This window comes from Bacillus sp. ATD (assembly GCF_050585765.1).
In the GTDB taxonomy this organism is placed as follows: Bacteria; Bacillota; Bacilli; order Bacillales; family Bacillaceae; genus Bacillus; species Bacillus stercoris.
Map to the genome: position 1 here is coordinate 20,877 of NZ_JBOBQH010000003.1, position 23,011 is coordinate 43,887.

Annotated in this window: 25 protein-coding genes and 1 pseudogene; 10 read left to right on the plus strand and 16 right to left on the minus strand. The window is 41.7% G+C overall.

The window, feature by feature from the left end; all coding sequences use genetic code 11:
• Positions 1 to 5: 5 nt before the first annotated feature.
• Positions 6 to 457 (minus strand): annotated as a pseudogene (locus tag ACQXR1_RS08330) (GtrA family protein).
• Between the two features lie 578 nt (positions 458 to 1,035).
• Here ACQXR1_RS08330 and xynD point away from each other — a divergent pair.
• Both xynD and xynC read left to right on the plus strand, forming a co-directional pair.
• Entirely contained in the window at positions 1,036 to 2,577 is a 1,542-nt protein-coding gene (gene xynD, locus ACQXR1_RS08335) for an alpha-L-arabinofuranosidase (RefSeq protein WP_430771985.1), read from the plus strand.
• Between the two features lie 109 nt (positions 2,578 to 2,686).
• Positions 2,687 to 3,955 (plus strand): glucuronoarabinoxylan endo-1,4-beta-xylanase XynC, encoded by a 1,269-nt coding sequence (xynC, locus tag ACQXR1_RS08340; protein WP_430771986.1) that lies wholly within the window; start codon positions 2,687 to 2,689, stop codon positions 3,953 to 3,955.
• A gap of 550 nt (positions 3,956 to 4,505) precedes the next feature.
• Here the strand turns inward: xynC and ACQXR1_RS08345 are convergent.
• The 3 genes from ACQXR1_RS08345 to ACQXR1_RS08355 form a co-directional block, all read right to left on the minus strand.
• Positions 4,506 to 4,769, minus strand: coding sequence for a YnfE family protein (locus ACQXR1_RS08345; RefSeq protein ID WP_040083025.1), 264 nt, complete (start codon positions 4,767 to 4,769; stop codon positions 4,506 to 4,508).
• Between the two features lie 74 nt (positions 4,770 to 4,843).
• Complete coding sequence (locus ACQXR1_RS08350; protein WP_430771987.1) at positions 4,844 to 6,343, minus strand: cellulase family glycosylhydrolase; 1,500 nt, start codon at positions 6,341 to 6,343, stop codon at positions 4,844 to 4,846.
• Positions 6,344 to 6,672: 329 nt separating this feature from the next.
• On the minus strand, positions 6,673 to 8,070 hold the full coding sequence (locus ACQXR1_RS08355; protein ID WP_040083027.1) for an alanine/glycine:cation symporter family protein: 1,398 nt from the start codon (positions 8,068 to 8,070) through the stop codon (positions 6,673 to 6,675).
• Between the two features lie 511 nt (positions 8,071 to 8,581).
• On the opposite strand from ACQXR1_RS08355, the gene ACQXR1_RS08360 reads away from it, so the two are divergent.
• Positions 8,582 to 8,935 (plus strand): hypothetical protein, encoded by a 354-nt coding sequence (locus tag ACQXR1_RS08360; RefSeq protein ID WP_014664143.1) that lies wholly within the window; start codon positions 8,582 to 8,584, stop codon positions 8,933 to 8,935.
• A 25-nt stretch (positions 8,936 to 8,960) separates the two neighbouring features.
• The gene (locus tag ACQXR1_RS08365) at positions 8,961 to 9,086 is read left to right on the plus strand and encodes a hypothetical protein (RefSeq protein WP_003231548.1); all 126 of its coding nucleotides are present in this window, start codon (positions 8,961 to 8,963) and stop codon (positions 9,084 to 9,086) included.
• A 40-nt stretch (positions 9,087 to 9,126) separates the two neighbouring features.
• Here the strand turns inward: ACQXR1_RS08365 and parC are convergent, their stop codons facing one another.
• From parC to ACQXR1_RS08380, 3 genes are all read right to left on the minus strand, one after another.
• Positions 9,127 to 11,547 (minus strand): DNA topoisomerase IV subunit A, encoded by a 2,421-nt coding sequence (gene parC / locus ACQXR1_RS08370; protein WP_430771988.1) that lies wholly within the window; start codon positions 11,545 to 11,547, stop codon positions 9,127 to 9,129.
• Between the two features lie 3 nt (positions 11,548 to 11,550).
• A complete protein-coding gene (gene parE, locus ACQXR1_RS08375; protein WP_014664141.1) occupies positions 11,551 to 13,518 on the minus strand; it encodes a DNA topoisomerase IV subunit B in 1,968 nt (655 codons plus the stop codon).
• 396 nt (positions 13,519 to 13,914) lie between these two features.
• Positions 13,915 to 14,322, minus strand: a complete 408-nt coding sequence (locus ACQXR1_RS08380; RefSeq protein WP_430771989.1) for a CoA-binding protein — start codon at positions 14,320 to 14,322, stop codon at positions 13,915 to 13,917.
• Positions 14,323 to 14,491: 169 nt separating this feature from the next.
• On the opposite strand from ACQXR1_RS08380, the gene plsY reads away from it, so the two are divergent.
• Positions 14,492 to 15,073: a glycerol-3-phosphate 1-O-acyltransferase PlsY gene (gene plsY / locus ACQXR1_RS08385; RefSeq protein ID WP_014664139.1), complete on the plus strand. Its 582-nt coding sequence runs from the start codon at positions 14,492 to 14,494 to the stop codon at positions 15,071 to 15,073.
• Between the two features lie 87 nt (positions 15,074 to 15,160).
• Positions 15,161 to 15,448 (plus strand): HesB/YadR/YfhF family protein, encoded by a 288-nt coding sequence (locus ACQXR1_RS08390; RefSeq protein WP_014664138.1) that lies wholly within the window; start codon positions 15,161 to 15,163, stop codon positions 15,446 to 15,448.
• Positions 15,449 to 15,479: 31 nt separating this feature from the next.
• Here the strand turns inward: ACQXR1_RS08390 and ACQXR1_RS08395 are convergent, their stop codons facing one another.
• The 7 genes from ACQXR1_RS08395 to acnA form a co-directional block, all read right to left on the minus strand.
• Entirely contained in the window at positions 15,480 to 15,779 is a 300-nt protein-coding gene (locus ACQXR1_RS08395; protein WP_430771990.1) for a hypothetical protein, read from the minus strand.
• Positions 15,780 to 15,797: 18 nt separating this feature from the next.
• Positions 15,798 to 16,211, minus strand: coding sequence for a YbgC/FadM family acyl-CoA thioesterase (locus ACQXR1_RS08400; RefSeq protein WP_430771991.1), 414 nt, complete (start codon positions 16,209 to 16,211; stop codon positions 15,798 to 15,800).
• Positions 16,212 to 16,295: 84 nt separating this feature from the next.
• Complete coding sequence (gene tlp, locus ACQXR1_RS08405) at positions 16,296 to 16,547, minus strand: small acid-soluble spore protein Tlp (RefSeq protein ID WP_014664135.1); 252 nt, start codon at positions 16,545 to 16,547, stop codon at positions 16,296 to 16,298.
• Positions 16,548 to 16,582: 35 nt separating this feature from the next.
• Entirely contained in the window at positions 16,583 to 16,729 is a 147-nt protein-coding gene (gene sspN, locus ACQXR1_RS08410; protein ID WP_003221249.1) for an acid-soluble spore protein SspN, read from the minus strand.
• Positions 16,730 to 16,793: 64 nt separating this feature from the next.
• Positions 16,794 to 16,919 (minus strand): FbpB family small basic protein, encoded by a 126-nt coding sequence (locus ACQXR1_RS08415; protein WP_003244964.1) that lies wholly within the window; start codon positions 16,917 to 16,919, stop codon positions 16,794 to 16,796.
• Between the two features lie 79 nt (positions 16,920 to 16,998).
• Complete coding sequence (locus tag ACQXR1_RS08420) at positions 16,999 to 17,511, minus strand: redoxin domain-containing protein (protein WP_430771992.1); 513 nt, start codon at positions 17,509 to 17,511, stop codon at positions 16,999 to 17,001.
• A 71-nt stretch (positions 17,512 to 17,582) separates the two neighbouring features.
• Positions 17,583 to 20,312: an aconitate hydratase AcnA gene (gene acnA, locus ACQXR1_RS08425; RefSeq protein ID WP_326273780.1), complete on the minus strand. Its 2,730-nt coding sequence runs from the start codon at positions 20,310 to 20,312 to the stop codon at positions 17,583 to 17,585.
• A 226-nt stretch (positions 20,313 to 20,538) separates the two neighbouring features.
• On the opposite strand from acnA, the gene sspO reads away from it, so the two are divergent.
• The 4 genes from sspO to yneK all read left to right on the plus strand — a co-directional run bounded on the left by sspO (position 20,539) and on the right by yneK (position 22,020).
• The gene (sspO, locus tag ACQXR1_RS08430; protein WP_003244839.1) at positions 20,539 to 20,685 is read left to right on the plus strand and encodes an acid-soluble spore protein SspO; all 147 of its coding nucleotides are present in this window, start codon (positions 20,539 to 20,541) and stop codon (positions 20,683 to 20,685) included.
• A gap of 31 nt (positions 20,686 to 20,716) precedes the next feature.
• A complete protein-coding gene (locus tag ACQXR1_RS08435) occupies positions 20,717 to 20,863 on the plus strand; it encodes a small acid-soluble spore protein P (RefSeq protein ID WP_003221237.1) in 147 nt (48 codons plus the stop codon).
• Positions 20,864 to 20,944: 81 nt separating this feature from the next.
• Positions 20,945 to 21,337, plus strand: coding sequence for an outer spore coat protein CotM (gene cotM / locus ACQXR1_RS08440; RefSeq protein WP_014664130.1), 393 nt, complete (start codon positions 20,945 to 20,947; stop codon positions 21,335 to 21,337).
• A gap of 254 nt (positions 21,338 to 21,591) precedes the next feature.
• Positions 21,592 to 22,020, plus strand: coding sequence for a DynA interaction protein YneK (gene yneK / locus ACQXR1_RS08445; protein WP_069839389.1), 429 nt, complete (start codon positions 21,592 to 21,594; stop codon positions 22,018 to 22,020).
• Between the two features lie 29 nt (positions 22,021 to 22,049).
• Here yneK and ACQXR1_RS08450 read toward each other — a convergent pair whose 3' ends face one another.
• Together ACQXR1_RS08450 and ACQXR1_RS08455 are read right to left on the minus strand one after the other, a co-directional pair.
• Complete coding sequence (locus ACQXR1_RS08450) at positions 22,050 to 22,541, minus strand: CcdC family protein (protein ID WP_080478227.1); 492 nt, start codon at positions 22,539 to 22,541, stop codon at positions 22,050 to 22,052.
• A gap of 78 nt (positions 22,542 to 22,619) precedes the next feature.
• On the minus strand, positions 22,620 to 22,982 hold the full coding sequence (locus ACQXR1_RS08455; RefSeq protein ID WP_014113939.1) for a response regulator: 363 nt from the start codon (positions 22,980 to 22,982) through the stop codon (positions 22,620 to 22,622).
• Positions 22,983 to 23,011 lie beyond the last annotated feature (29 nt).

Sequence of the window (23,011 nt, forward strand, 5' to 3'; positions counted from 1 at the left end):
CATCTTCACTCCTGATCCTGTATATTTTTCAGCGAATCTCCAAATACCCAGATTCGGTTTCCTATAAAATTCATCATCATTCCGCCGATAGTGGCGGCGAGCTTACTCACCAAAAGCGAGCATCCGCAGTTTTGAAACAAATAAAGCAGCAAAAAGGTGATCCCCGACGCGGCAATATTAATCATGAGAAAGCGCACGATCTCTTTCCCGTCAGCCTTACGTTTTACACGAAACGTCCAATTCCGGTTCCACACATAGCTGTTGATGATACCTGCCGAATAGGAGCAGATCTGCGCCGACAGATAAGGGACATGACAAGCAGTAAGGAGAAAGAAGACACCAAAATCTATCAGCGTATTGCCGACGCCTACGGTGCAAAAGCGTCCTAATGTTTTTATTTTTTCTTTCAGCATAACGGCACCGACCTCCCTTCATAAAAGATGCGAATAGCTGCCATATTTGTTGATATTGATTACTTTAACGGACAGTGTTGAATAAACAATTAATAAAATATGAACAAAACATGAAAAAACGGGTATACCGCTCTCTTTACATAAGGATGGACAAAATATGCAGTATGTCGAAGGGGAAGAGGGCGGAATGATAACGAAATGTCTTACAAAGAAGAGAACAATGTAAACAGGAATCAGCAGAAAAAGCAGGCAGAATTCAATAGATTGAGAAGTTTCGAGCCATGATTTCCTATCTGCAGAGATGTCTATTATGTCAATAGCTCTAAAACAACGAGATTCGAGGGAACAGGAAGCGAAGAAGAAGTCGGTAACAGTCGTCTATGTTAGCCCCATCTTATCAATGAATAAATGTATCCAGTTCCTTTGTAGAATCGAACACGAATTCCTCCAAAAGTATCCTATACACAATTTTTTTAATAAGGTAGGATGTTAGACAAAGGGATATTTTGGATAAATATGCATCTCCGTTCAATGGGTTTAGTGGTGCGATCTTCATGACCTGTTGTTATCAAATTCCAAAAGAAAATCCCCCCATTTTAAGGAAAAAGGAGGATGTTAAGTGATGAGGAAAAAGTGTAGCGTATGTTTATGGATTCTAGTTTTATTATTGAGCTGCTTATCTGGAAAGTCTGCGTATGCTGCCACCAGTACTACAATTGCAAAACATATAGGGAATTCAAACCCGCTTATCGACCATCATTTGGGAGCAGATCCGATTGCGCTGACCTATAACGGAAGGGTTTACATTTATATGTCAAGTGATGATTATGAATATAATAGCAACGGAACAATTAAAGATAATTCATTTGCCAATTTGAATAGAGTATTCGTCATATCTTCAGCGGATATGGTGAACTGGACAGACCACGGAGCCATTCCGGTAGCAGGTGCCAATGGAGCTAATGGAGGCCATGGAATTGCAAAATGGGCAGGTGCGTCATGGGCACCGTCAATCGCAGTTAAAAAAATAAATGGCAAGGATAAATTCTTCCTTTATTTCGCAAACAGCGGCGGAGGTATCGGGGTTCTCACCGCAGACAGCCCGATTGGTCCATGGACCGACCCAATCGGAAAACCGCTCGTAACGCCAAGTACGCCAGGAATGTCTGGTGTTGTATGGCTTTTTGATCCGGCAGTATTTGTAGATGATGACGGCACCGGTTACCTGTATGCCGGGGGAGGCGTTCCTGGCGGTTCAAATCCAACGCAGGGACAATGGGCCAATCCTAAAACGGCAAGAGTCATAAAATTGGGGCCTGATATGACGAGTGTTGAGGGAAGTGCATCTACAATTGATGCGCCTTTCATGTTTGAAGATTCGGGATTGCACAAGCATAACGGAACATATTACTATTCCTATTGCATCAATTTCGGCGGCGCGCACCCGGCCGATAAACCCCCAGGTGAGATCGGCTACATGACCAGTTCAAATCCCATGGGTCCCTTTACATATAGAGGGCACTTCCTGAAAAATCCGGGTGCATTTTTCGGAGGTGGTGGAAACAACCATCATGCTGTTTTCAATTTTAAAAACGAGTGGTATGCAGTGTACCATGCGCAAACTGTCAGTTCCGCTCTGTTCGGGGCCGGCAAAGGTTACCGTTCTCCCCATATTAATAAGCTGGTGCATAACCCAGATGGATCCATCCAAGAGGTAGCAGCAAATTATGCAGGTGTAACACAGCTTTCCAATTTAAACCCATATAACCGGGTAGAAGCTGAAACGTTTGCCTGGAATGGACGCATTTTGACAGAGAAGTCCACAGCACCCGGCGGGCCAGTAAATAAACAGCATGTAACAAGCATTCAAAATGGAGACTGGATTGCTGTAGGAAATGCAGACTTTGGAGCGGGCGGTGCCAGGTCATTTAAAGCAAATGTAGCATCCACTTTAGGCGGAAAAATAGAAGTGCGCCTCGACAGTGCTGATGGTAAGCTTGTTGGAACCCTGAATGTACCTTCCACAGGCGGAGCGCAAACGTGGAGAGAGATAGAAACTGCAGTAAGCGGGGCAACCGGTGTGCACAAAGTATTCTTTGTATTTACCGGAACAGGTACAGGAAACTTGTTTAATTTTGATTACTGGCAGTTTACACAAAGATAGGATTCGTAATGGGACCGTTTAAAAACGAGACGGGTGACCAGCACCGGAATAGCCCGCCATTAAGAATTTTCTAATACCGTAAAAGACACATGACGAAGGAGCGAAATAAATGATTCCACGTTTAAAAAAAACAATTTGTATATTATTAGTATGTTTCACTATGCTGTCAGTCATGTTAGGGCCAGGCGCTGCTGAAGTTTTGGCAGCCAGTGATGTAACAGTTAATGTATCTGCAGAGAAACAAGTGATTCGCGGTTTTGGAGGGATGAATCATCCGGCTTGGGCTGGGGATCTTACAGCAGCTCAAAGAGAAACGGCTTTTGGCAATGGACAGAATCAGTTAGGCTTTTCAATCTTAAGAATTCATGTAGATGAAAATCGAAATAATTGGTATAAAGAGGTGGAGACTGCCAAGAGTGCGGTCAAACATGGGGCAATCGTTTTTGCTTCTCCCTGGAATCCTCCAAGTGATATGGTTGAGACCTTTAATCGTAATGGTGATACATCGGCTAAACGGCTGAAATACGATAAGTACGCCGCATATGCGCAGCATCTTAACGATTTTGTTACCTTCATGAAAAATAATGGTGTGAATCTTTACGCGATTTCGGTCCAAAATGAGCCTGATTACGCTCACGAGTGGACGTGGTGGACGCCGCAAGAAATACTCCGCTTTATGAGAGAAAACGCCGGCTCGATCAATGCCCGCGTCATTGCGCCTGAGTCATTTCAATACTTGAAGAATTTGTCGGACCCGATTTTGAACGATCCGCAGGCTCTTGGCAATATGGATATTCTCGGAACCCACCTGTACGGCACTCAGGTCAGCCAATTCCCTTATCCTCTTTTCAAACAGAAAGGAGCAGGGAAGGACCTTTGGATGACGGAAGTATACTATCCGAACAGTGATAACAACTCGGCGGATCGATGGCCCGAGGCATTGGATGTTTCACAACATATTCACAATTCGATGGTAGAGGGAGATTTTCAAGCTTATGTTTGGTGGTACATCCGAAGATCATATGGTCCTATGAAAGAAGATGGTACGATCAGTAAACGCGGTTACAATATGGCTCATTTCTCGAAGTTTGTGCGTCCCGGCTATGTAAGGATTGATGCAACGAAAAACCCGAATACGAACGTTTACGTGTCAGCCTATAAAGGTGACAACAAGGTCGTTATTGTTGCCATTAACAAAAGCAACACAGGGGTCAACCAAAACTTTGTTTTGCAAAATGGATCTGCTTCAAACGTATCTAGATGGATCACAAGCAGCAGCAGCAATCTACAACCTGGAACGAATCTCACTGTATCAGGCAATCATTTTTGGGCCCATCTTCCAGCTCAAAGCGTGACAACATTTGTTGTAAATCGTTAAGGACACCTAAGGCAAGCGGTACCGCATTGGAGCGGATACGGACATTAACCGCCGAGGGTGCCGCAAATAAACCTGCACAGGAATAAAAAAGTCGAAGTCAGAAAAAAGCGATTTTCCGATCAGAAAATCGCTTTTTTTCGTGTCGTGCGTCGTTTTGAAGATGCATGATTCAAGGTTTTTAATGCGGGAGGGCATCAGCTTGTTAAAATAAATGTACAAGGAATAAACATATCAAATAAGTATTTTATCATTATTTTGACTTGATCAAGAAGACCAGCAACAAGTGACATAGGTTGCTGATATACGCATGTCAAAGAGTTAGCCGTTGAATCCAACGTCAAATAAGATGACACAGGTTGACAATTCAAACTTTAAGAAAAGAAAAGACCGGAAGGCCAAGAATTAGTAACCAACTACTAAAAGAATTCGCTTATTAGTTTACATAATATATATTCTAGGAAGTAAACAAAATAAATAAACTACTGTCTCATATCAAAAGTATACTTAAGTTAGTGAGACAGGAGTTGAAATTTTATTGGTTTGTTGCCAATCAAAAAAATGGCGTTGTTAATCCATAATAAACTGCTTCTAAATCTTCCAGCGTCATATCGCCATATGCGCATTTGATAACAGAGTCAGCAAACACATCATAGTCATAATCTGTAGAAAATCCTTGCTGCAGCTGTTTTTCGTAAGCTTCAATCTGTTCTTTTTGATACTGGATGTCTTTTTCCTTACCTGGATAGTCCGGACCATTTATCGCATGATTCATTTCTTTGAACAGCATCATATACTGCTTCAGTGTTTCATCCACAACCTAAACCTCCTTGTTTTACTGAATAAGATAATGAAAACGGACATCATTTCTGATGTCCGCCAACAGTTAAACTATTTGGGTTCTGTTCCCCAAATCAGTTTTCCGTGATTATATAATGTGATTTTTTTCGTTGTTTTAAACGTATTTGATTGGAAAAAGGAATAATCGCCGCTTTGTGCATAATTGCTCCAGTCATCGTTGTGAAGACGAAGCTGAATATTTCCTGTGCTTGCTCCCGGTGACAGCTTTCCTTTTTTGAACCCCAGTTCCAGATAGGTATCTGCACCTTGCTTAGGTTTATGCAGCGTCACAAATTTGTGGGTCAGATTGCCGCATCCAATCTGTGCGTAGTCACAGTCAAAGTTTTGGCCTTTGTTTTTCGCGTTATACCAGTAACGGGCAGTGACATCTTTTAAATCCACCGTCGCATTGCCGTTATTTTTTATGTAAAGCTGCGGGCGGATTTGGTTGCTGTTCACACCCCCATCCCCTGCTTTGTATTGTACAGAAATGCCGTTTTCCTGTGCGGGGTTATCTTGTGCCGGCGTTTCAGGGCGTTCTTTCGTTGAATCTTTGTTGCCGAGAATGTTTTCTCTTACGAATGTTCCTGAAGCAGTTAAATCTGTAAGCGGCCAGCCGCCTGTTTTAGATGCTCCCGACTTTAACGCTGAGGATGATTCCTGCTTATCAGAAAGATTCCAGTTCACCCAGCTGATTTTCTTGCTGTCGAGATAATTCAGCCATTCCCGCGACTGGTCAAGGAATACACCGCCATTTCCAGACGCGTCGCTTGTTCCCCATTCCGTCACGAAAATAGGCGCTCCTTTACTGAGTGCATAGTTTGCTTTATCCCGTAAAGATTGGCCGTGTGTGCCGGCATAAAAATGAAGCGCGTACATGACATTTGCATCTTTTAGCTGATCATCGGCAGCATCATTCACATCCTGGCTCCATGTACCGGTTCCGACAATGATGGTGTTGTCTGGATCATTTTTGCGGATAACGGAAATCACTTCTTCCGCATACGGTTTAATATCACGCTTCCAGTTCACATCACCGTTTGGTTCGTTTGCAATTTCATAAATAACATTTGGCGTGTTTCCGTAAAGGCTTGACATTTCCTTGAAGAATTCTTTTGCTTTCTCTTTATTTTGGTTTGGATTACCGTCATTTAAGATATGCCAGTCAATGATGACATATATCCCAAGCTCTTTTGCCGCTTCAACCGCTTCTTTTACTTTGTTTTTCACGGATGGGTTGTCAATATAACCGCCATCTGCTGTATACATCGCCGCTCGGAAAACGGTAATGCCCCAATCGTCTCTCAGCCATTTTAAGCTGTCTTTATTGACAAAATCGCCATACCATTGCAATCCGTGTGAACTGATCCCCTTCAATTGCACCGCTTTGCCGTTTTGATTGATTAGCTGCGTGCCTTTTATGCTAAGCTGGCCATTTATGGCGACTGGCGTTTTTGCTCCTGCGGCAGATGCTGCTGGATTTCCTAAGCCGCTGGTTGCGAGTATTGAAATTAATAAACATACGATTAAGATAGAGACTTGACGTTTCATATATAGTATTCTTTCCTCCTTTACATCATGACGAAAATATATGCCTATTAACTCGTCCGCTCCACCTCCCTTCCGTTTTTGTTTGGCACGGACTATTGTAAAAATTTATCTCATCTTTGTCTATCAACCTAATTTCTTGTTTTTAGACGGATTAAAAAGCCTGTCAATTTGCTCTTTTTGTCTTGATTCAGATACTGCTGACACATACGGACCAAATAGAAAATTGTTTAATCAGGACTATTCACGTTACTTTTTGTTTAATTTGAAAGATTCTGCTTCTTCGCGCCAAATAAAAAGCCGCATTCAATGAATTGAATGCAGCCGTTTTCTTATGCTTCTTGTTTCTCATCTTCCCATGTTTCAGCATTTTTCAGCCCTGGAATGTTTTTCGCTTTAAATACAGGATCAAGTCCTTGTTTACGCTGTTTCGCGTAATCTTTATACACTTTGTAAGCAACGTTTGACAGCAGCGTAATCACAACTAAGTTAATCAGCGCCATGATACCCATAAAGAGATCCGCCATGTCCCAAACGATTTGGAAGCCTGATAGAGAACCGTAGACAACCATAGCAATAACCGCAATCCGGTAAATATTGAGCCATGTTTTGCTTGTTTTAATAAATTCAATATTTGTCTCACCATAATAATAGTTGCCGACAACTGAACTGAATGCAAACAAGAACATTGCGACTGCGATGAAGCTAGGCGCCCAGCCGCCGATATGATGATTAAGGGCAGCCTGGGTTACTTGGATACCATCACCTTTTGGAGTTACACTGTACAGCAAAATGATAAACGCTGTGGACGTACATACGATAAATGTATCGAAAAATACGCCTAATGTTTGAATAAAACCTTGTTTTGCCGGATGCGATACATGAGCTGTTGCAGCCGCATTCGGAGCGCTTCCCATCCCTGCTTCGTTTGAAAAAAGTCCTCGCTGCGCACCGATAACGATGATGCCGCCAATTCCGCCGCCGACTACTTGTTCAAACCCTAAAGCATTTTTAACAATTGTAGCGATAACGCCAGGGAAAGCCGTAATATTTGTGATAACAACAAATAATGCAATAATAATATAAATGCCTGCCATAACCGGTACGATTAACTGTGTTACAGCCACAACACGTTTCAAACCGCCAAAAATGATAAACGCAGTTAAAACAGCCAAGACAATGGCTACAACTGTTTTATTCACATGAAATGCGCCATCCAACGCTCCTGCAATAGTATTCGTTTGAACAGCGTTAAAGATTAAACCGAATGATACCGTAATTAAGACAGCAAAAACGATGCCGAGCCATCTGGCTCCAAGGCCCTTCTGAATGTAGTAGGCCGGACCTCCGCGGAAATCCTCCCCGTCTCTTACCTTATAAAGCTGCGCTAGCGTACTCTCAACAAAGCTAGAAGCCATACCTACAGCAGCTACAACCCACATCCAAAACACAGCGCCCGGTCCGCCTGTCGCAATTGCTAAAGCTACACCAGTCAAATTCCCAGTACCGACTCGGGATGCAGCGGATATAAAGAATGCCTGCATAGAGGAAACGCCTTTATTTCCTTCAGGCTTCTCACCTACTATTCTGAACATTTCAATAAAATAACGGAATTGGATAAAACCAAAACGTATGGTAAAAAATAATCCAAGCCCTATTAAAATATAAAATAGGTATTTCCAAATGAAATCACTTGGAATATGAATTAAACTATCGAAAAAAGACGCCATATTTACCTCCCGTTTTCATCAATTCAATACGAATTCGTTTTGATGTTAGATTTTTTAACATAACGAGTTTTATTATATCACAATATGACGAATTAGGAAGTTTTTTCGCGAAGAATATTGTCATAGCCAGATGTTACTCTGTCGACCCTTTCCCTAGCATTTTCCTATAAAAAATAAAAACATTCGTTGCAAGTTGGCATTTTTAAAAAAGTACCTATTAACAATGCAATCATTTCCTCTCATTTTCTTACCTTTCCTTTGATTTTAGCTCACAAATAAAGGAATAAACCTTAGACAACAAACATATCATCTAAAATATGCTTTTATTCACACCATAAACCGGGTATACATACACTAATAAAGAATGTTTCTCTTTCAAAAATAAGCAAAAAGATATATACTTAACAAAGTGAAATTTAGTTTTTAAATTTAATAAATCAGGTTTACTTTTAGGATGGATTGGGGTATTATTATAAAAATATTCAGTAATATTAAAGGAGGGGGAGATCATTTGAAAAAAGTAACGATATTGAAAGCATCCATCTTATTCTTGGCGATCGCCAGTTTTCATTTGCTCTCAATTCCCCACGCCTTTGATATCGGCCATCATTATAAAGCCGTAGCCGACCAGCAGGAAATGCACGAGATGAAAGCCGGCCAAAATGCTGATGATGAGAAGAAATCCATCACAGGGGCATTTGCGCTAACCGCTTTGTGGGCAATGGCTGTTCTGCTTCTGACCGCTGAAAGCAAAAGTACGGGATACACCCGCAGGCGCCAGCGGAAAAAAAGCTTTATACTGGCCAAATTTTATCAATCGTCTTATTTCGGCAAACTTCATGTTCAACATCACCCGATTATATAACGATAATATGAGGAGGCTGTTTAACATGTTGTTTATCTTAAGAATGGTGATATTAGGCTTATTTTCTTTCACAGCGCTGAATTTATTTGTATGGCAGGGAATTGAAGTCATTCATGCCGTAACAGATCTATTCACCAACCATGAAAGCTAAATAAACGAAACCCGCTCACGTAATATGAGCGGGTTTTTTATTATTGTTCTGTATGAACGCGCCAAACAGCTGTAACCTTGCCTGATTCCTCTTCATCAAAAAAGAAAGAGCCATTGCTGTATCTGTCGTTTGTCCGCAGCTCTTTTGCCTGCAGTTCTTTTCTGTCGCCTTTTTCTGTTTCTGCCATAAGCCGCTGTTCAAGACCGCAAGCGAACAGTGCTGCAACACGGTGAGGATTCTTTTTCAGTTCCCTTAGCATCACGACACCGCGTTTTGCGCGGGATGTTTTCTCGAACTCAGAAAGACTCATGCGTTTTACCGCTCCCCGCTGTGTGAACAAAACAATTGAATCAGATTCTTGAAGGATCTCCCCGGAGACAACAAAGTCATCCTCTTTTAAGTTAATCCCTTTGACACCTGCCGCACGCGCGCCAACTACATTCACTTCGTCTTCGCCAAACCACAGGCCATACCCTAAGTGAGTGGCCATAAAGATCTGGCTTTCCCCATTTGTTACATGAACATCAATCAATTCATCTTCACCCTTCAGATTTAAGGCCACAAGCGCCTTAGAATAACGCTGTGCTTTGTAATGGGTGAGCTCTGTCTTTTTCACCATGCCGTTTTTCGTAAAGAACAATAGATATGCCGACGGATCAAATTCTTTTATCGGTATGGCCTTTACAATCGTTTCATCACGGTCAATGGTGATGATATTAGAAAAATGCTGACCCATGTCCTTCCATCTGATATCAGGCAGCTGGTGAACAGGACAATAAATGTAGCTTCCTTTGTTCGTAAAGAGCAGCAGCACGTCCGTCGTATTCATCTCAAATTGATGCAGCATCCTGTCCGTATCTTTCATTCCGAAATCCTGGCCGTTGGAAGCGGCATATGAGCGCTGGCTTGTCCGTTTTAGATAGCCATCCTTCGTAACGGTTACATATACATCCTCAGACGCAACCATAACTTCGAGGTTGATTTTAATTTCCTCAATTTTTTCTTCAATCACGGAGCGTCTCGTGTCTGCATATTTCTTTTTCAGTGCTTTTAAGCTGTTTGTGATCACTTTTAACAGCTTTTTATCATTGCTTAAAATAGATTCGAGCTCTTCAATTTTTTTACCGAGCTCTTCTGCCTCTTCCTTAAGCGCTGTGATATCGGTATTGGTTAAACGATATAACTGCAATGACACAATGGCTTCAGCCTGAGGCTCTGTAAATTCGTATTTCGCAATCAAATTATTTTTAGCGTCACGTTTATCGCTTGAAGAACGGATCGTTGCAATGACTTCATCTAAAATGGACAAAGCTTTCATGAGCCCTTCTACGATGTGATGTCTGTCTTTTGCTTTTTGAAGCTCATAAACGGACCGGTTTGTGACGACTTCCTTTTGGTGTCCAATATACGCATCCAAAATAGACTTCAGGCTCATCAGCATCGGACGGCGGTTATGAATAGCCACCATATTGAAGTTATATGTGATCTGCAAATCAGTGTTTTTATATAAGAAATTCAAAATGCCTTTGGCATCCGCTTCTTTTTTCAGTTCAATGACCACTCTCAGCCCTGTTCGATCCGTTTCATCACGAACCTCTGAGATGCCTTCAACCTTTTTATCAATACGGAACTCGTCCATTTTTTTCACAAGGTTTGCTTTATTTACTTCAAATGGAATTTCAGTAATGACAATTTGTTCTCGTCCGCCTCTGATTGTTTCAATTTCAGCTTTTCCGCGGATAATGATTTTTCCTTTTCCTGTTTCGTAAGCTTTTCTTATGCCGTCAACGCCTTGAATAATACCGCCTGTCGGAAAATCAGGCCCTTTAATGACTTCCATGAGTTCATCAACAGAGCAAGATGGCATTTGAATACGCTTAATGACAGCATCAATGACTTCTCCAAGATGATGCGGGGGAATGTCGGTCGCGTATCCCGCTGATATCCCGGTAGATCCGTTGACCAATAAGTTAGGAAACATCGCCGGGAGTACGACAGGCTCCTTGCTTGTGTCATCGAAGTTAGGCACAAATTCAACCGTGTTTTTGTCAATATCCCGAAGAAGCTCAGATGCTATCGGAGATAATCGTGCCTCTGTATAACGCATGGCTGCCGGGGGATCTCCGTCGATGCTTCCGTTGTTTCCATGCATTTCGATCAACACATTACGAACTTTCCAATCCTGGCTCATCCGCACCATTGCTTCATAAACCGAACTGTCACCGTGCGGATGATAGTTACCGATGACGTTACCGACCGTTTTGGCCGCTTTTCTGAAGTTTTTATCAAACGTGTTTCCATCTGTATGCATCGCATACAGAATTCTGCGCTGTACCGGCTTTAATCCGTCTCTCGCATCAGGCAGCGCTCTGTCTTGAATAATATATTTACTGTAGCGTCCAAAACGGTCGCCGATCACCTCTTCTAATGGTAAATCATGAAATAATTCTGGCTGTGACAATCATTAAACCTCCTCAGCGACCGATAAGTTTTCATTTTCTAAAATATTGCTTTCTTCATCCAAGCCGAAAGCGACGTTTTTCTCAATCCACTTTCTGCGCGGCTCTACTTTGTCTCCCATTAACGTCGTTACACGTCTCTCTACACGTGCCGCATCGTCAATTTTGACCCTGACAAGTGTGCGCGACTCCGGATTCATCGTCGTTTCCCATAGCTGGTCTGCGTTCATCTCTCCAAGACCTTTATATCGCTGAATGGTATAGCCCTTGCCAACTTTTTTCAGGACATCACCCATCTCTTCATCAGACCATGCATATTCAATGATTTCCTTCTTCCCGCTTCCTTTACTGACCTTATATAAAGGTGGCAGCGCAATAAACACCTTGCCATGCTCAATGAGCGGCTTCATATAGCGATAGAAAAAGGTAAGAAGCAGCACTTGAATATGAGCGCCGTCAGTATCAGCATCGGTCATAATAATGATTTTATCGTAGTTGATGTCATCGATTGAGAAATCTGCTCCGACACCCCCGCCGATCGCATGAATGATCGTATTGATCTCTTCATTTTTAAAGATATCCGCAAGCTTAGCTTTTTCTGTATTAATGACTTTACCGCGTAAAGGCAGAACTGCTTGGAATCTGCGGTCTCTTCCCTGCTTGGCTGATCCGCCTGCTGAATCACCCTCAACGAGATACAATTCATTTTTTGCCGGGTTTCTCGAACCCGCAGGCGTCAGCTTTCCGCTTAAAGTCGCTTCTGATTTTTTTCGTTTTTTGCCGCTTCTTGCTTCTTCACGGGCTTTGCGTGCCGCTTCGCGCGCCTGGCTCGCCTTGATTGCTTTTTTGACAAGAAGCGTTGCGGTGTCCCGATTTTCCTCTAAAAAGTAAGCAAGCTGCTCGGAAACAATTGCATCAACCGCTGATCTTGCTTCACTCGTTCCGAGCTTTCCTTTTGTTTGTCCTTCAAATTGAAGAAGCTCCTCAGGAATGCGGACAGAAATAATGGCTGAAAGCCCTTCCCTTATATCGGTGCCTTCAAGGTTCTTATCCTTTTCCTTCAGCAAAGCCACTTTTCGCGCATATTCATTAAAAGCCCGGGTCATCGCAGTTTTTGCACCCGACTCATGCGTCCCGCCGTCTTTTGTTCTGACATTGTTAACAAAAGACAAAATATTTTCAGAATAACCATCGTTAAACTGGAACGCAAAATCCACTTCTATGGAATGATGCTCTCCCTCAAACGAGACCACTTCAGACAAGACGTCTTTTTCTTCATTTAAGTAAGCGACAAACGCCTCTATGCCGTTTTCATAATAAAAGACCTCATGCTGGTCATTGCGTTCATCAATCAGCTCAATTTTCAATCCTTTTAACAAAAACGCAGACTCTCTTAAGCGCTCGGAAAGCGTTTCAAAATTATAGGTTGTTGCGCTGAACATCGTTGGATCTGGCTTAAAGTGTGTGAGTGTACCCGTCTTTTTCGTTTTGCCGATCTTTTCGAGAGATGTAACCGGTTTTCCTCCATTTTCAAATCGCTGCTGATAGATAAAACCGTCCCGTTCAATGGTAACTGTCAACCATTCAGATAAAGCATTCACGACTGATGCACCCACTCCATGGAGCCCGCCGCTTGTCTTATAGCCGCCTTGGCCGAATTTTCCTCCGGCATGAAGCACCGTAAAAATCACTTCAGGGGTTGGTTTGCCGAGCTTATGCATTCCGGTCGGCATGCCGCGTCCTCTATCCTGTACAGAAATGCTATTGTCTTTATGTATTTTGACGATTATGTGATCTCCATGGCCGGCAAGCACCTCGTCGACAGAGTTATCTACAATTTCATAAACCAAGTGGTGCAAGCCGCGCGCGTCAGTAGAGCCAATATACATACCCGGCCTTTTCCTGACAGCCTCAAGGCCTTCGAGCACCTGTATGGCATCTTCGTTGTAATCAAATTGCTGTTTTCTAGCCAAACGTACAAACCCCTTTCAAAAACTAACATTGTCTTTCTCTTTTTCAGTGTTACACATCATTTGTATATAAGATATTTTTTATAAACCTCGCCTCAAGCCGGTACTGCCTTGGACTCCTCATTATAACCAATATGTTTGCAATCGCAACATAGAGCTAACGAATCAGTTCTCAAAACATCGGCTAGTGCTGTTTTCGCACTATGAGAACGTATGTTTGTTTATTATATATAAAGCAGCAGACCTTCGCAAATCGAACGGCCGAAACCCAGCTGGACAAGGTATTCAAAAAAAGCTGTTCAAGCTTTATTGTATCTGTTTCACCGTAATACGCAAACAATATCTTAAAATTAAAAAGCAAAAATCCTTGAATTCACAAGGATTTTTGCAGTTCTGCACCTATTTTGTTACAGTGTGTGCCACTTTTATGCACAGATCCATGATAACCGTTCTGCCTTTTTCTTTTAGCATCTGGTATGCTTCCTCGTTTACCAGCCCTTGCTGTGCCCAAAATACGGGAGCATCTGTCTCTAAAAACTCTTCCGCCACTCCAGGAAGCTGTTCGGAGCGCCGGAATACATTGACGATGTCAATCGGACCGTCAATCTCTTTTAAAGATGAAACGGCTTTTACGCCTAGTGCCTCATCAATTGTCGGGTTCACAGGGATAATTTCATAACCCGCGTCCTGCATTGCTTTTGAAACCATATGTGACGTTCTATCCGGACGGTCTGAAAGCCCCACTACCGCTATACGTTTGCTTCTTTGAAGAATCTCTTTAATTTCCGCTTTAGAAGGGTTTTGCATCATGAGTCACTCCTTTTCCACTTATTTTACACGATCAAAACAGGAGAAATCAAAATATGATGCAGGTTTGATTAGATTTGTAAGCAAACTTTACAAAAAAACTTATCATCAGATCATGACATCTCATGTTAAAATAGAAAGAAGGGAATTTGAAAAAGGAGAAATGTAGATGTTAATTGCTTTATTGATTATTTTGGCCTACTTGATAGGCAGCATTCCATCTGGCTTAATTGTGGGCAAGCTTGCCAAGGGAATTGATATTCGGGAGCACGGAAGCGGCAACTTAGGCGCTACCAATGCATTCCGTACACTGGGCGTAAAAGCTGGTTCGGTCGTCATAGCCGGAGATATTTTGAAAGGGACGCTGGCAACTGCATTGCCTTTTCTCATGCACGTTGATATTCATCCGCTTCTTGCAGGAGTCTTTGCGGTTATAGGCCATGTGTTCCCCGTCTTCGCTAAATTTAAAGGCGGTAAAGCCGTGGCAACATCAGGTGGCGTTTTGCTATTTTACGCACCTCTGTTATTTATCACAATGGTTGCGGTATTCTTCATCTTTTTATACTTGACTAAATTTGTTTCTCTATCATCAATGTTAACAGGGATCTATACTGTTATATATAGTTTCTTTGTCCATGATACGTATTTATTGATTGTCGTTACCCTGCTCACTATTTTTGTGATATACAGACACCGGGCAAACATTAAACGAATCATCAATAAAACAGAACCTAAAGTAAAATGGCTATAAGCTTAAAAACCTTCTCTTTTGACACAGAATAGCCTAATACGTTTATAATAGAGAAAATTCAAATGAAGAACAAAGGGGTGTGCTGTTATGAATATGACAATTAATGAAGACGCATTGAACTGGTATAAAGAAGAGCTCGATTTGGAAAGCGGAGACCAGGTTCGCTTTTTCGTCCGCTACGGAGGCTGCAGCAACGTTCAAAAGGGTTTTTCTCTCGGTGTAGCGAAAGATGCCCCACAAGAGGCTGGAGTCACTGCAGAAGCAGACGGCATTACCTTCTTTATTGAAGAAAGTGATTTATGGTACTTTGATAATCACGACCTTCTCGTCAGCTATTCAGAAGACGCTAATGAACCAGTTTTTGAATACCAATAAAAAAGAACGCACATGATGTGCGTTCTTTTTTTTACAAATGAAATCGTATAAGATGATCGGTTAGGTTTTCTTGTTCCAAAATATATTTTTGGGTCTCCCCCAGCAGATCAAAGTGAGGAAATTCACTTTTCTTATGTATCCATTCTTTCTTTAACCCGTAGGCTGCTCCCCACCGGATCAGCTTATCAATATCTACACAGCCGGCTTTTGTCACAGTCTTTGCTTCCGGAAACCGGTCATCTAGCCAATAATGTGTTAAAAATGCGATTTCTCCTTTTTTCACTGCTTGTTTCCACCGGTTCAGTTCCTCCCGTTTCACACCAAACGCCATATCCCGTTCACTTCCCTATTATTTGGCCTTTTCATATGCTGCGTGCCAATCAGGAAAAGCTTTGCGAAACTGAATAGGCTTAAAGCTTTCTTTATCCACACATATATGAGATGAGGTGGCTTTGATGGAAAGCTCACCGGCCGGATTATAAATGTGATAACCATAAACGGTTTTAAAGCCGTTATATTCCTCTATCCATGTATGGACAACCGCGGTTTCTCCGTAATGAAGCGGCTTTTTATAGGAAATGTTGATATCAACGACTGGAGACAGAACACCTTTTTTCTCCATATCACTATATAAAAAGCCTAAGTCCTTGATTAAAGCTGTTCTGCCGACCTCCATCCACACAAGATAATTTGCGTGATAGACAATCCCCATTTGATCTGTTTCTGCATAACGCACTTCTATTTCTTTTTTTGATACATGCAAGATTACTCTGCTCCCTTAACGTCAATTTAGCCCCATTTTACCATAACCAAATCAGAAATAAAAAAACCAGGTTTCCCTGGTTTTTTAAGAGCGGTATCCATTTTGTCTCGCTGCGGATTCGTCCTGTATTTCATTGCGAAATGCTTCAATGCTCTGTTCGCGTCTTGCATTTTTTTCTTTGATACGCTGTTTATCTTCTCCAGAAGCAAACTCCATTGTTGCTTCTGCTTCTTCTATATTTTCAATTGTATTTTGAACCATATCCTGCAATTTTTCTACATTATCAGAACGATCATCAGGATTAGGCTGCTGATATTGATTTTGGTTCTTTGTCATCGGATGTACCTCCTAGAAATAAACTCGATTTTTCGCTACTCGCCCTTTGTCTGCATGATGATCGGCTGCTGTCCTGAAGTATCATGCATTTTTTCCCCTTTATTGGCTTTATATTTCACAGGCTTTGTACCCAAGTGGCTTGGAGCATATTGAGGCTGACCGTTTTTCTTGTTGTTTCCCATGTTTATCCCTCCTCAACAGATAGGTTTCTCAAAAGGAGGGATAAACATGAATACAAATTAAAGGTTATTTTTGCTTAAATCGCTGTTCAAGCTTTTCCTCAAGCTGATTTAAATACTCTGTATTAGTCATCAGCTCTTTTTTGTTTTCCATGACGAGCTCATGAAAAGAACGTTTTCTCATCTTCTTCACGCTTCTCACCTCCGCATATTCTTTTATTTTTTCCAATTCTGAAAACTTGTAAGCATATTTGAACATAAAAAAACTGAATCTAATCAAGATCCAGTTTTTGTTCCATTTCTTTTTTTGTCATGGTGCCAATGTGTATGTCTTGAATAACACCTTTTTCATCCAAGATATATGTCGTTGGATATGACATCACGTTATAGTCAGCATTGATCCCTTTTTTATCAATCAGAATGGGGAACGTTAAATCATACGTATCTGCAAACGCTCGGACTTGTTTTTCACTTTTCTCAGCTGAAGTGAAATTTACCGCAACAACCGCAAGTTTGTCGGCATACTCTTTTTGCAGCTCTTCCATCGCCGGCATTTCCTGACGGCACGGCTTACACCAAGTTGCCCAAAAATTGAGCAATACTTTTTTGCCTTGTGAATCCTTTAAGGAGCTATTCTCTCCCGACAGCGTTTTCAAAGAAAAATCAGGTGCTTGTTGCCCCTCTTCAATTCCGACTTCTTTTTTGCTGTATATTTGATACAGGTTCCAACCCATATAACCGGCAAGCATAATAAGCAGGATCCCTGCAAGCCATTTTTTCAGCATATGCCACCTCCGCAGCACATTTTGTCATAAAAAGAAGAGAAAGCGAAATGCCTTCTCTTCCTATTGATTCATCAGGACTGCTTCATTTTTTCACGAAGCACCATTTGAAGGATGCCGCCATGGCGGTAGTAATCAATTTCAACTTCACTGTCAAAGCGGACGACTGCTTCAAAAGTTGTTACATTGCCGTCTTCATTGATTGCTCTTACCGTCACAAGGTCACGAGGGCGAACTGTTTCATCAACATCTACCTCGATGACTTCTTTACCCGTTAAGCCAAGTGTATCCGCATTTTCACCTTGTTTAAACTGAAGCGGCAGCACACCCATGAATACAAGGTTGCTTCTGTGAATTCTTTCAAAGCTCTCTGCAATTACCGTTCTAATGCCGAGTAGGTTTGTTCCTTTGGCAGCCCAGTCACGTGAAGATCCCATACCGTAGTCTTTTCCTGCTAATACAACAAGACCGGTTTTATCTTCTTTGTATTTCATGCACGCATCATAGATGGATGTTACTTCACCAGTTGGCCAGTACGTCGTAAATCCGCCTTCTGTACCCGGTGCGATTTGGTTTTTGATGCGAATGTTTGCAAATGTCCCTCTCATCATGACTTCATGGTTTCCTCGGCGCGAACCGTAGGAGTTAAAGTCACGAGGAGAAACCCCTTTTTCTTGCAAATACTTTCCGGCAGGCGTATCTTTACCGATTGCACCAGCAGGAGAAATATGGTCAGTTGTGACTGAATCGCCGAATTTACCGACAACACGCAAACCTTTTAATGGTTCAACCTTGCCTGGTTCAACAGACATTTCTTCGAAGAATGGCGGATTTTGAATGTAAGTTGACTCGCTATCCCATTTATATAATGCTTCATCTGTTGTTTCAATCTCGTTCCAGCGCTCGTTGTCATCAAATACCGTTTCATACTCTTTACGGAAGAGCTCAGGCGTAACAGTTTGCTTAACAAGTGAATTGATTTCGTCTGTTGACGGCCAAATATCGTTAAAGTATACGTTTTGACCATCTTTACCCACACCGATCGGGTCGGTTTTCAGGTTAATGTTTACCGTTCCAGCCAGCGCATATGCCACAACAAGCGGCGGAGAAGCAAGGTAGTTTCCTTTAACAAGCGGGTGAATACGTCCTTCAAAGTTACGGTTTCCGGAAAGGACAGACGTAATCAGAAGATCATTTTTCGCAACCGCTTCTTCGATTTCTGGTGAAAGCGGACCTGAGTTTCCGATACATGTTGTACAGCCGTACCCAACGAGGTTAAAGCCAAGCTCTTTCATGTATGGAAGAAGGCCTGAATTCACAAGATATCCTGTAACGACTTTAGAACCCGGTGCAAGTGACGTTTTCACGTAATTAGGCACCTTAAGCCCTAACTCAACCGCTTTTTTCGCTACTAGTCCGGCGCCGATCAGAACATATGGGTTAGATGTATTCGTACAGCTTGTAATCGCGGCAATAGCGATCGCACCCGTTTTCATAACTGTTTCTTCGCCATTGAGGAGTTTAAACTTAATTTCTTTATTTTCTTCCTCAGCGTTTAAACCGAATCCTTGGTTACCCGCAGGGCTGACTAAGTGCTTTTTAAACGTTTCCTGCATAGCAGAAAGCGGAATTAAATCCTGTGGACGCTTTGGACCTGATAGGTTTGCTTCAATTTGTGAGAGGTCGATTTCAACCACATCAGTAAATTGAGGGTCTTCCGCATCAGGAGTGTAGAACAAGCCATTGCTTCTGCAGTACGCTTCGACAACATCAATATGTTCAGGATCACGGCCTGTCAGGCGCATGTAGTTGAGCGCTTCTTCATCTACTGGGAAGAATCCGCATGTAGCACCATATTCCGGAGCCATGTTCGCAATTGTTGCGCGATCTGCAAGCGGCAGTTCAGCAATTCCCGGTCCGAAGAATTCAACAAATTTGCCGACAACGCCTTTTTCACGGAGCACTTGTGTTACTTTTAACGCCAAGTCAGTAGCTGTTGTTCCGTTTGGAAGCTTGCCGACAAGTTTCGCGCCGATTACCTCTGGAACTGGGAAGTAAGAAGGCTGTCCAAGCATTCCCGCTTCAGCTTCAATTCCGCCGACACCCCAGCCAAGAACACCGATACCGTTAATCATTGTTGTATGTGAGTCTGTCCCCACAAGCGTATCTGGATACGTTACAAGCTCACCGTCTTCTTCAATGGCATGGACAACACTTGCCAGGAACTCAAGGTTGACCTGATGCACAATACCTGTTGCAGGCGGCACTGCTTGATAATTGTTAAACGCTTTCTTTGCCCAGCTTAAAAATTTGTAGCGTTCTGCATTTCTTTCGAATTCTAAATCCATATTTACTGCTAACGCGTCTTCCGTACCCGCTTTATCAACCTGTACAGAGTGGTCGATAACGAGATCAACAGGAATTTCAGGGTTGATTTTATCAGGATCTCCGCCGACTGCTGCCATCGCTTTACGCAGTGAAGCAAGGTCTACTACTGCCGGAACCCCTGTGAAGTCTTGTAAAATAACACGAGACGGTTTGAACGGAACATCGATTTCCTTTAATTCGGCAGTTCCCCATTTTGCCAAATTTTCCACATGTTCTTTTTTGATGACGAATCCGTCAACTTGACGCAAAACTGATTCTAAAAGAACTTTGATGGAATAAGGAAGCTTCGAAACCTTCCCGATACCTGAATCTTCTAACGCTTTTAAAGAGTAGTAATGATATGTTTTCCCATTTGTAGTAAACGTTTTTCTCGCTTGGAAAACGTCTTTTGCTGCAGTTTTTTGCTCGTTTGCCATTCTCCAAAATCCCCCTTCAGATCAGATCATTCTCAGATGAACATTACATTCCATCACAATTTTCTCACAATTTCATATTAAAACAAAATCATACATAAGTAAATATCAATGTTTTTATTAAATACAATAAGTTCGACTTATGAGAATATACACCGGTAATTTTTACTGTTTATGCTCTCTCATAGAACACACTAAAAGGAGCCATATTATGATTGAGGTGATAATGATGGTTAAAAGAAAAGCGAATCACGTTATTAACGGAATGAATGACGCCAAAAGCCAAGGCAAAGGCGCCGGCTATATCGAAAACGATCAGCTTGTACTGACTGAAGCTGAACGCCAAAATAATAAAAAGAGAAAAACCAATCAATAACATCGAACTCTTTTAAGGAGGTCCTCATTTTATGACCAATAAAAATACAAGTAAAGATATGCATAAAAATGCGCCAAAAGGACACAATCCGGGACAGCCTGAGCCTTTAAGCGGAAGCAAAAAAGTGAAGAACCGAAACCACACAAGACAAAAGCACAACTCAAGCCATGATATGTAAGAAAAGCAGACCTTAGTGTCTGTTTTTTTTATGCGTTCACCCATTTATTATCCACCGCATATACTGTAAGGCAAGGTTGATATGTGGAGGAATGCTTCCATGACCCATTCAAAACGTAATGATGCAAATGATTTCGATAGTATGGATGAATGGCTTCGGCAATTTTTTGAAGACCCCTTCGCCTGGTACGACGAAACATTGCCTATTGATTTATATGAAACAAGTCAGCAGTATATTATAGAAGCGGATCTGACTTTTTTACAGCCGACACAAGTAATGGTTACCCTGTCTGGCTGCGAGTTCATTTTAACAGTCAAATCATCTGGACAGACTTTTGAAAAACAAATGATGCTTCCTTTTTATTTTAATGACAAAACCATTCAAGCCGAATGCGAAAATCAAATACTCACAGTCGCCGTCAATAAAGAAACAGAAGATGGCTCTTCTTTTTCTCTTCAATTCCCTCTCAGCTAAACATAAAAAGTCACTTTCATCCCCTATAATGAAAGTGACTTTTTTTCCGTCCATTTATCGTCAAATACCCTCTAGTGACTCTCCCATGGCCAAATAGCAGATTCACTATACAATAGAATATGATCTACTATCTCTTTTGACTAGACATCTATCACTTTTTTCTATTCTTTTTTTACTGTGTTCTTCTCTTTTTTTACTGTGTTCTTCTAATCTCTCTTCGTATACAATATGGTTAGAATAAGGGGGGATGATTGATGCTGGAAGGATGGTTTTTGTGGTTTATTCTATTTTGGGTGATCATGATGGTTATCTTATTATCAATCGGCGGGTTTTTTATGTTTCGAAAGTTTTTAAAGCGTTTACCTAAAGAGGACGGCAGGTCAGAGCTTGATTGGCAGGATTACTATATTGAAAACAGCAGACATTTATGGAACGACGAAAACAAACAGTTTCTAGATGAATTGACAGCGCCGGTGCCAGAACTGTTCAGAGATGCAGCAAAAGCCAAGATCGCAGGCAAAATCGGTGAGCTTGCATTAAAAGAAAAGGTAGCAAAGATTGATCAGCAACTTATGATCAAAGGTTATATTCTCGCAACTCCAAAAAGAGATCATACCTTCTTAAAAAGGCATCTGCGGGACAAAAAAATCGATCTGGAGCCTTATCAAACCTTTCTCAAATAAAAACCTTTCCTGGCAAGAGGAAAGGTTTTTTAATTCATTTGAATATTAGCTGACTGCAGCTCGTTATGAAGTTTTCGATATGATAAATACATGGCGATTCTCCAAGGCACAATCATACCGAAAGCCAGAATCCAAAACATTCCGCTCAATGCACCATAATCAATTGATGTGCTCAAAATCGATTTCATCACGATTCTGATCACCAAAAGACCGACTAATATAAAAACAAATGCTTTAGAGCGTTTCATGTAAATCTCATTATTTTTAACTTCGAACTTAGAGGTTTTGATTAGAAAAATAGAGAAAATCACACCTAAAGTGAATGCTTCCAAAAACTCTGCACCAGTTACCCAAAATACCGGAAATAAAAACATTAACGCTCCCGTACTCATAAAAATCGGCGGGAGAATGATTTTTTTTGGTGAAACAGGCTTGTCAGAGGACTTTATTCTGACAACCATGACAGCTACAGCCATGAACACAGCAATAATCGATGAAATTATAATCATCATACTTATCATTCCTTTGTTTCTCGGAGTGTTGATACTATATACTATACTCCAAAACAATAAAAAAAACCATTTTGAAAAGAAATGACTTTAATATCCCATAACGCGGCTGACAGCTTCCAGCACTTTTGTTTCCTCGAACGGCTTCACAATAAAATCCTTTGCCCCCAGCTCAATTGCTTCCGTTACAATTCTTTGCTGGCGCATGGCAGTGCACATGATGACCTTCGCTTTAGGATCAAAGGTTAGGATATCACGAAGCGCCTTTATGCCGTTTTTCACTGGCATTGTAATATCCATTGTCACAATGTCCGGGCGCAGTTTTTTATACAGATCCGCTGCTTGCTCGCCGTCCGCCGCTTCGCCTGCGATTATGTAATTTGCCTCTTCCAAGATCTCTCTGATTTTCACTCTCATGAACTTGGCGTCGTCTACAACTAAAACTCTTGTCATATGCCCCTCCAAAAAACGATTTCCACAAA

Coding starts and splice junctions, on each gene's coding strand:
- cotM (WP_014664130.1), top strand. CDS start 20,945: ATGTGGAGGAATGCTTCCATGACCCATTCAAAACGTAATGATGCAAAT.
- tlp (WP_014664135.1), bottom strand. CDS start 16,547: ATGACAAAGAACCAAAATCAATATCAGCAGCCTAATCCTGATGATCGT.
- ACQXR1_RS08420 (WP_430771992.1), bottom strand. CDS start 17,511: ATGCTGAAAAAATGGCTTGCAGGGATCCTGCTTATTATGCTTGCCGGT.
- sspO (WP_003244839.1), top strand. CDS start 20,539: ATGGTTAAAAGAAAAGCGAATCACGTTATTAACGGAATGAATGACGCC.
- ACQXR1_RS08355 (WP_040083027.1), bottom strand. CDS start 8,070: ATGGCGTCTTTTTTCGATAGTTTAATTCATATTCCAAGTGATTTCATT.
- plsY (WP_014664139.1), top strand. CDS start 14,492: ATGTTAATTGCTTTATTGATTATTTTGGCCTACTTGATAGGCAGCATT.
- acnA (WP_326273780.1), bottom strand. CDS start 20,312: ATGGCAAACGAGCAAAAAACTGCAGCAAAAGACGTTTTCCAAGCGAGA.
- xynC (WP_430771986.1), top strand. CDS start 2,687: ATGATTCCACGTTTAAAAAAAACAATTTGTATATTATTAGTATGTTTC.
- sspN (WP_003221249.1), bottom strand. CDS start 16,729: ATGGGAAACAACAAGAAAAACGGTCAGCCTCAATATGCTCCAAGCCAC.
- ACQXR1_RS08365 (WP_003231548.1), top strand. CDS start 8,961: ATGTTGTTTATCTTAAGAATGGTGATATTAGGCTTATTTTCTTTCACA.
- ACQXR1_RS08435 (WP_003221237.1), top strand. CDS start 20,717: ATGACCAATAAAAATACAAGTAAAGATATGCATAAAAATGCGCCAAAA.
- yneK (WP_069839389.1), top strand. CDS start 21,592: ATGCTGGAAGGATGGTTTTTGTGGTTTATTCTATTTTGGGTGATCATG.
- ACQXR1_RS08455 (WP_014113939.1), bottom strand. CDS start 22,982: ATGACAAGAGTTTTAGTTGTAGACGACGCCAAGTTCATGAGAGTGAAA.
- ACQXR1_RS08380 (WP_430771989.1), bottom strand. CDS start 14,322: ATGCAAAACCCTTCTAAAGCGGAAATTAAAGAGATTCTTCAAAGAAGC.
- ACQXR1_RS08390 (WP_014664138.1), top strand. CDS start 15,161: ATGAATATGACAATTAATGAAGACGCATTGAACTGGTATAAAGAAGAG.
- ACQXR1_RS08395 (WP_430771990.1), bottom strand. CDS start 15,779: ATGGCGTTTGGTGTGAAACGGGAGGAACTGAACCGGTGGAAACAAGCA.
- xynD (WP_430771985.1), top strand. CDS start 1,036: ATGAGGAAAAAGTGTAGCGTATGTTTATGGATTCTAGTTTTATTATTG.
- ACQXR1_RS08350 (WP_430771987.1), bottom strand. CDS start 6,343: ATGAAACGTCAAGTCTCTATCTTAATCGTATGTTTATTAATTTCAATA.
- ACQXR1_RS08450 (WP_080478227.1), bottom strand. CDS start 22,541: ATGATAAGTATGATGATTATAATTTCATCGATTATTGCTGTGTTCATG.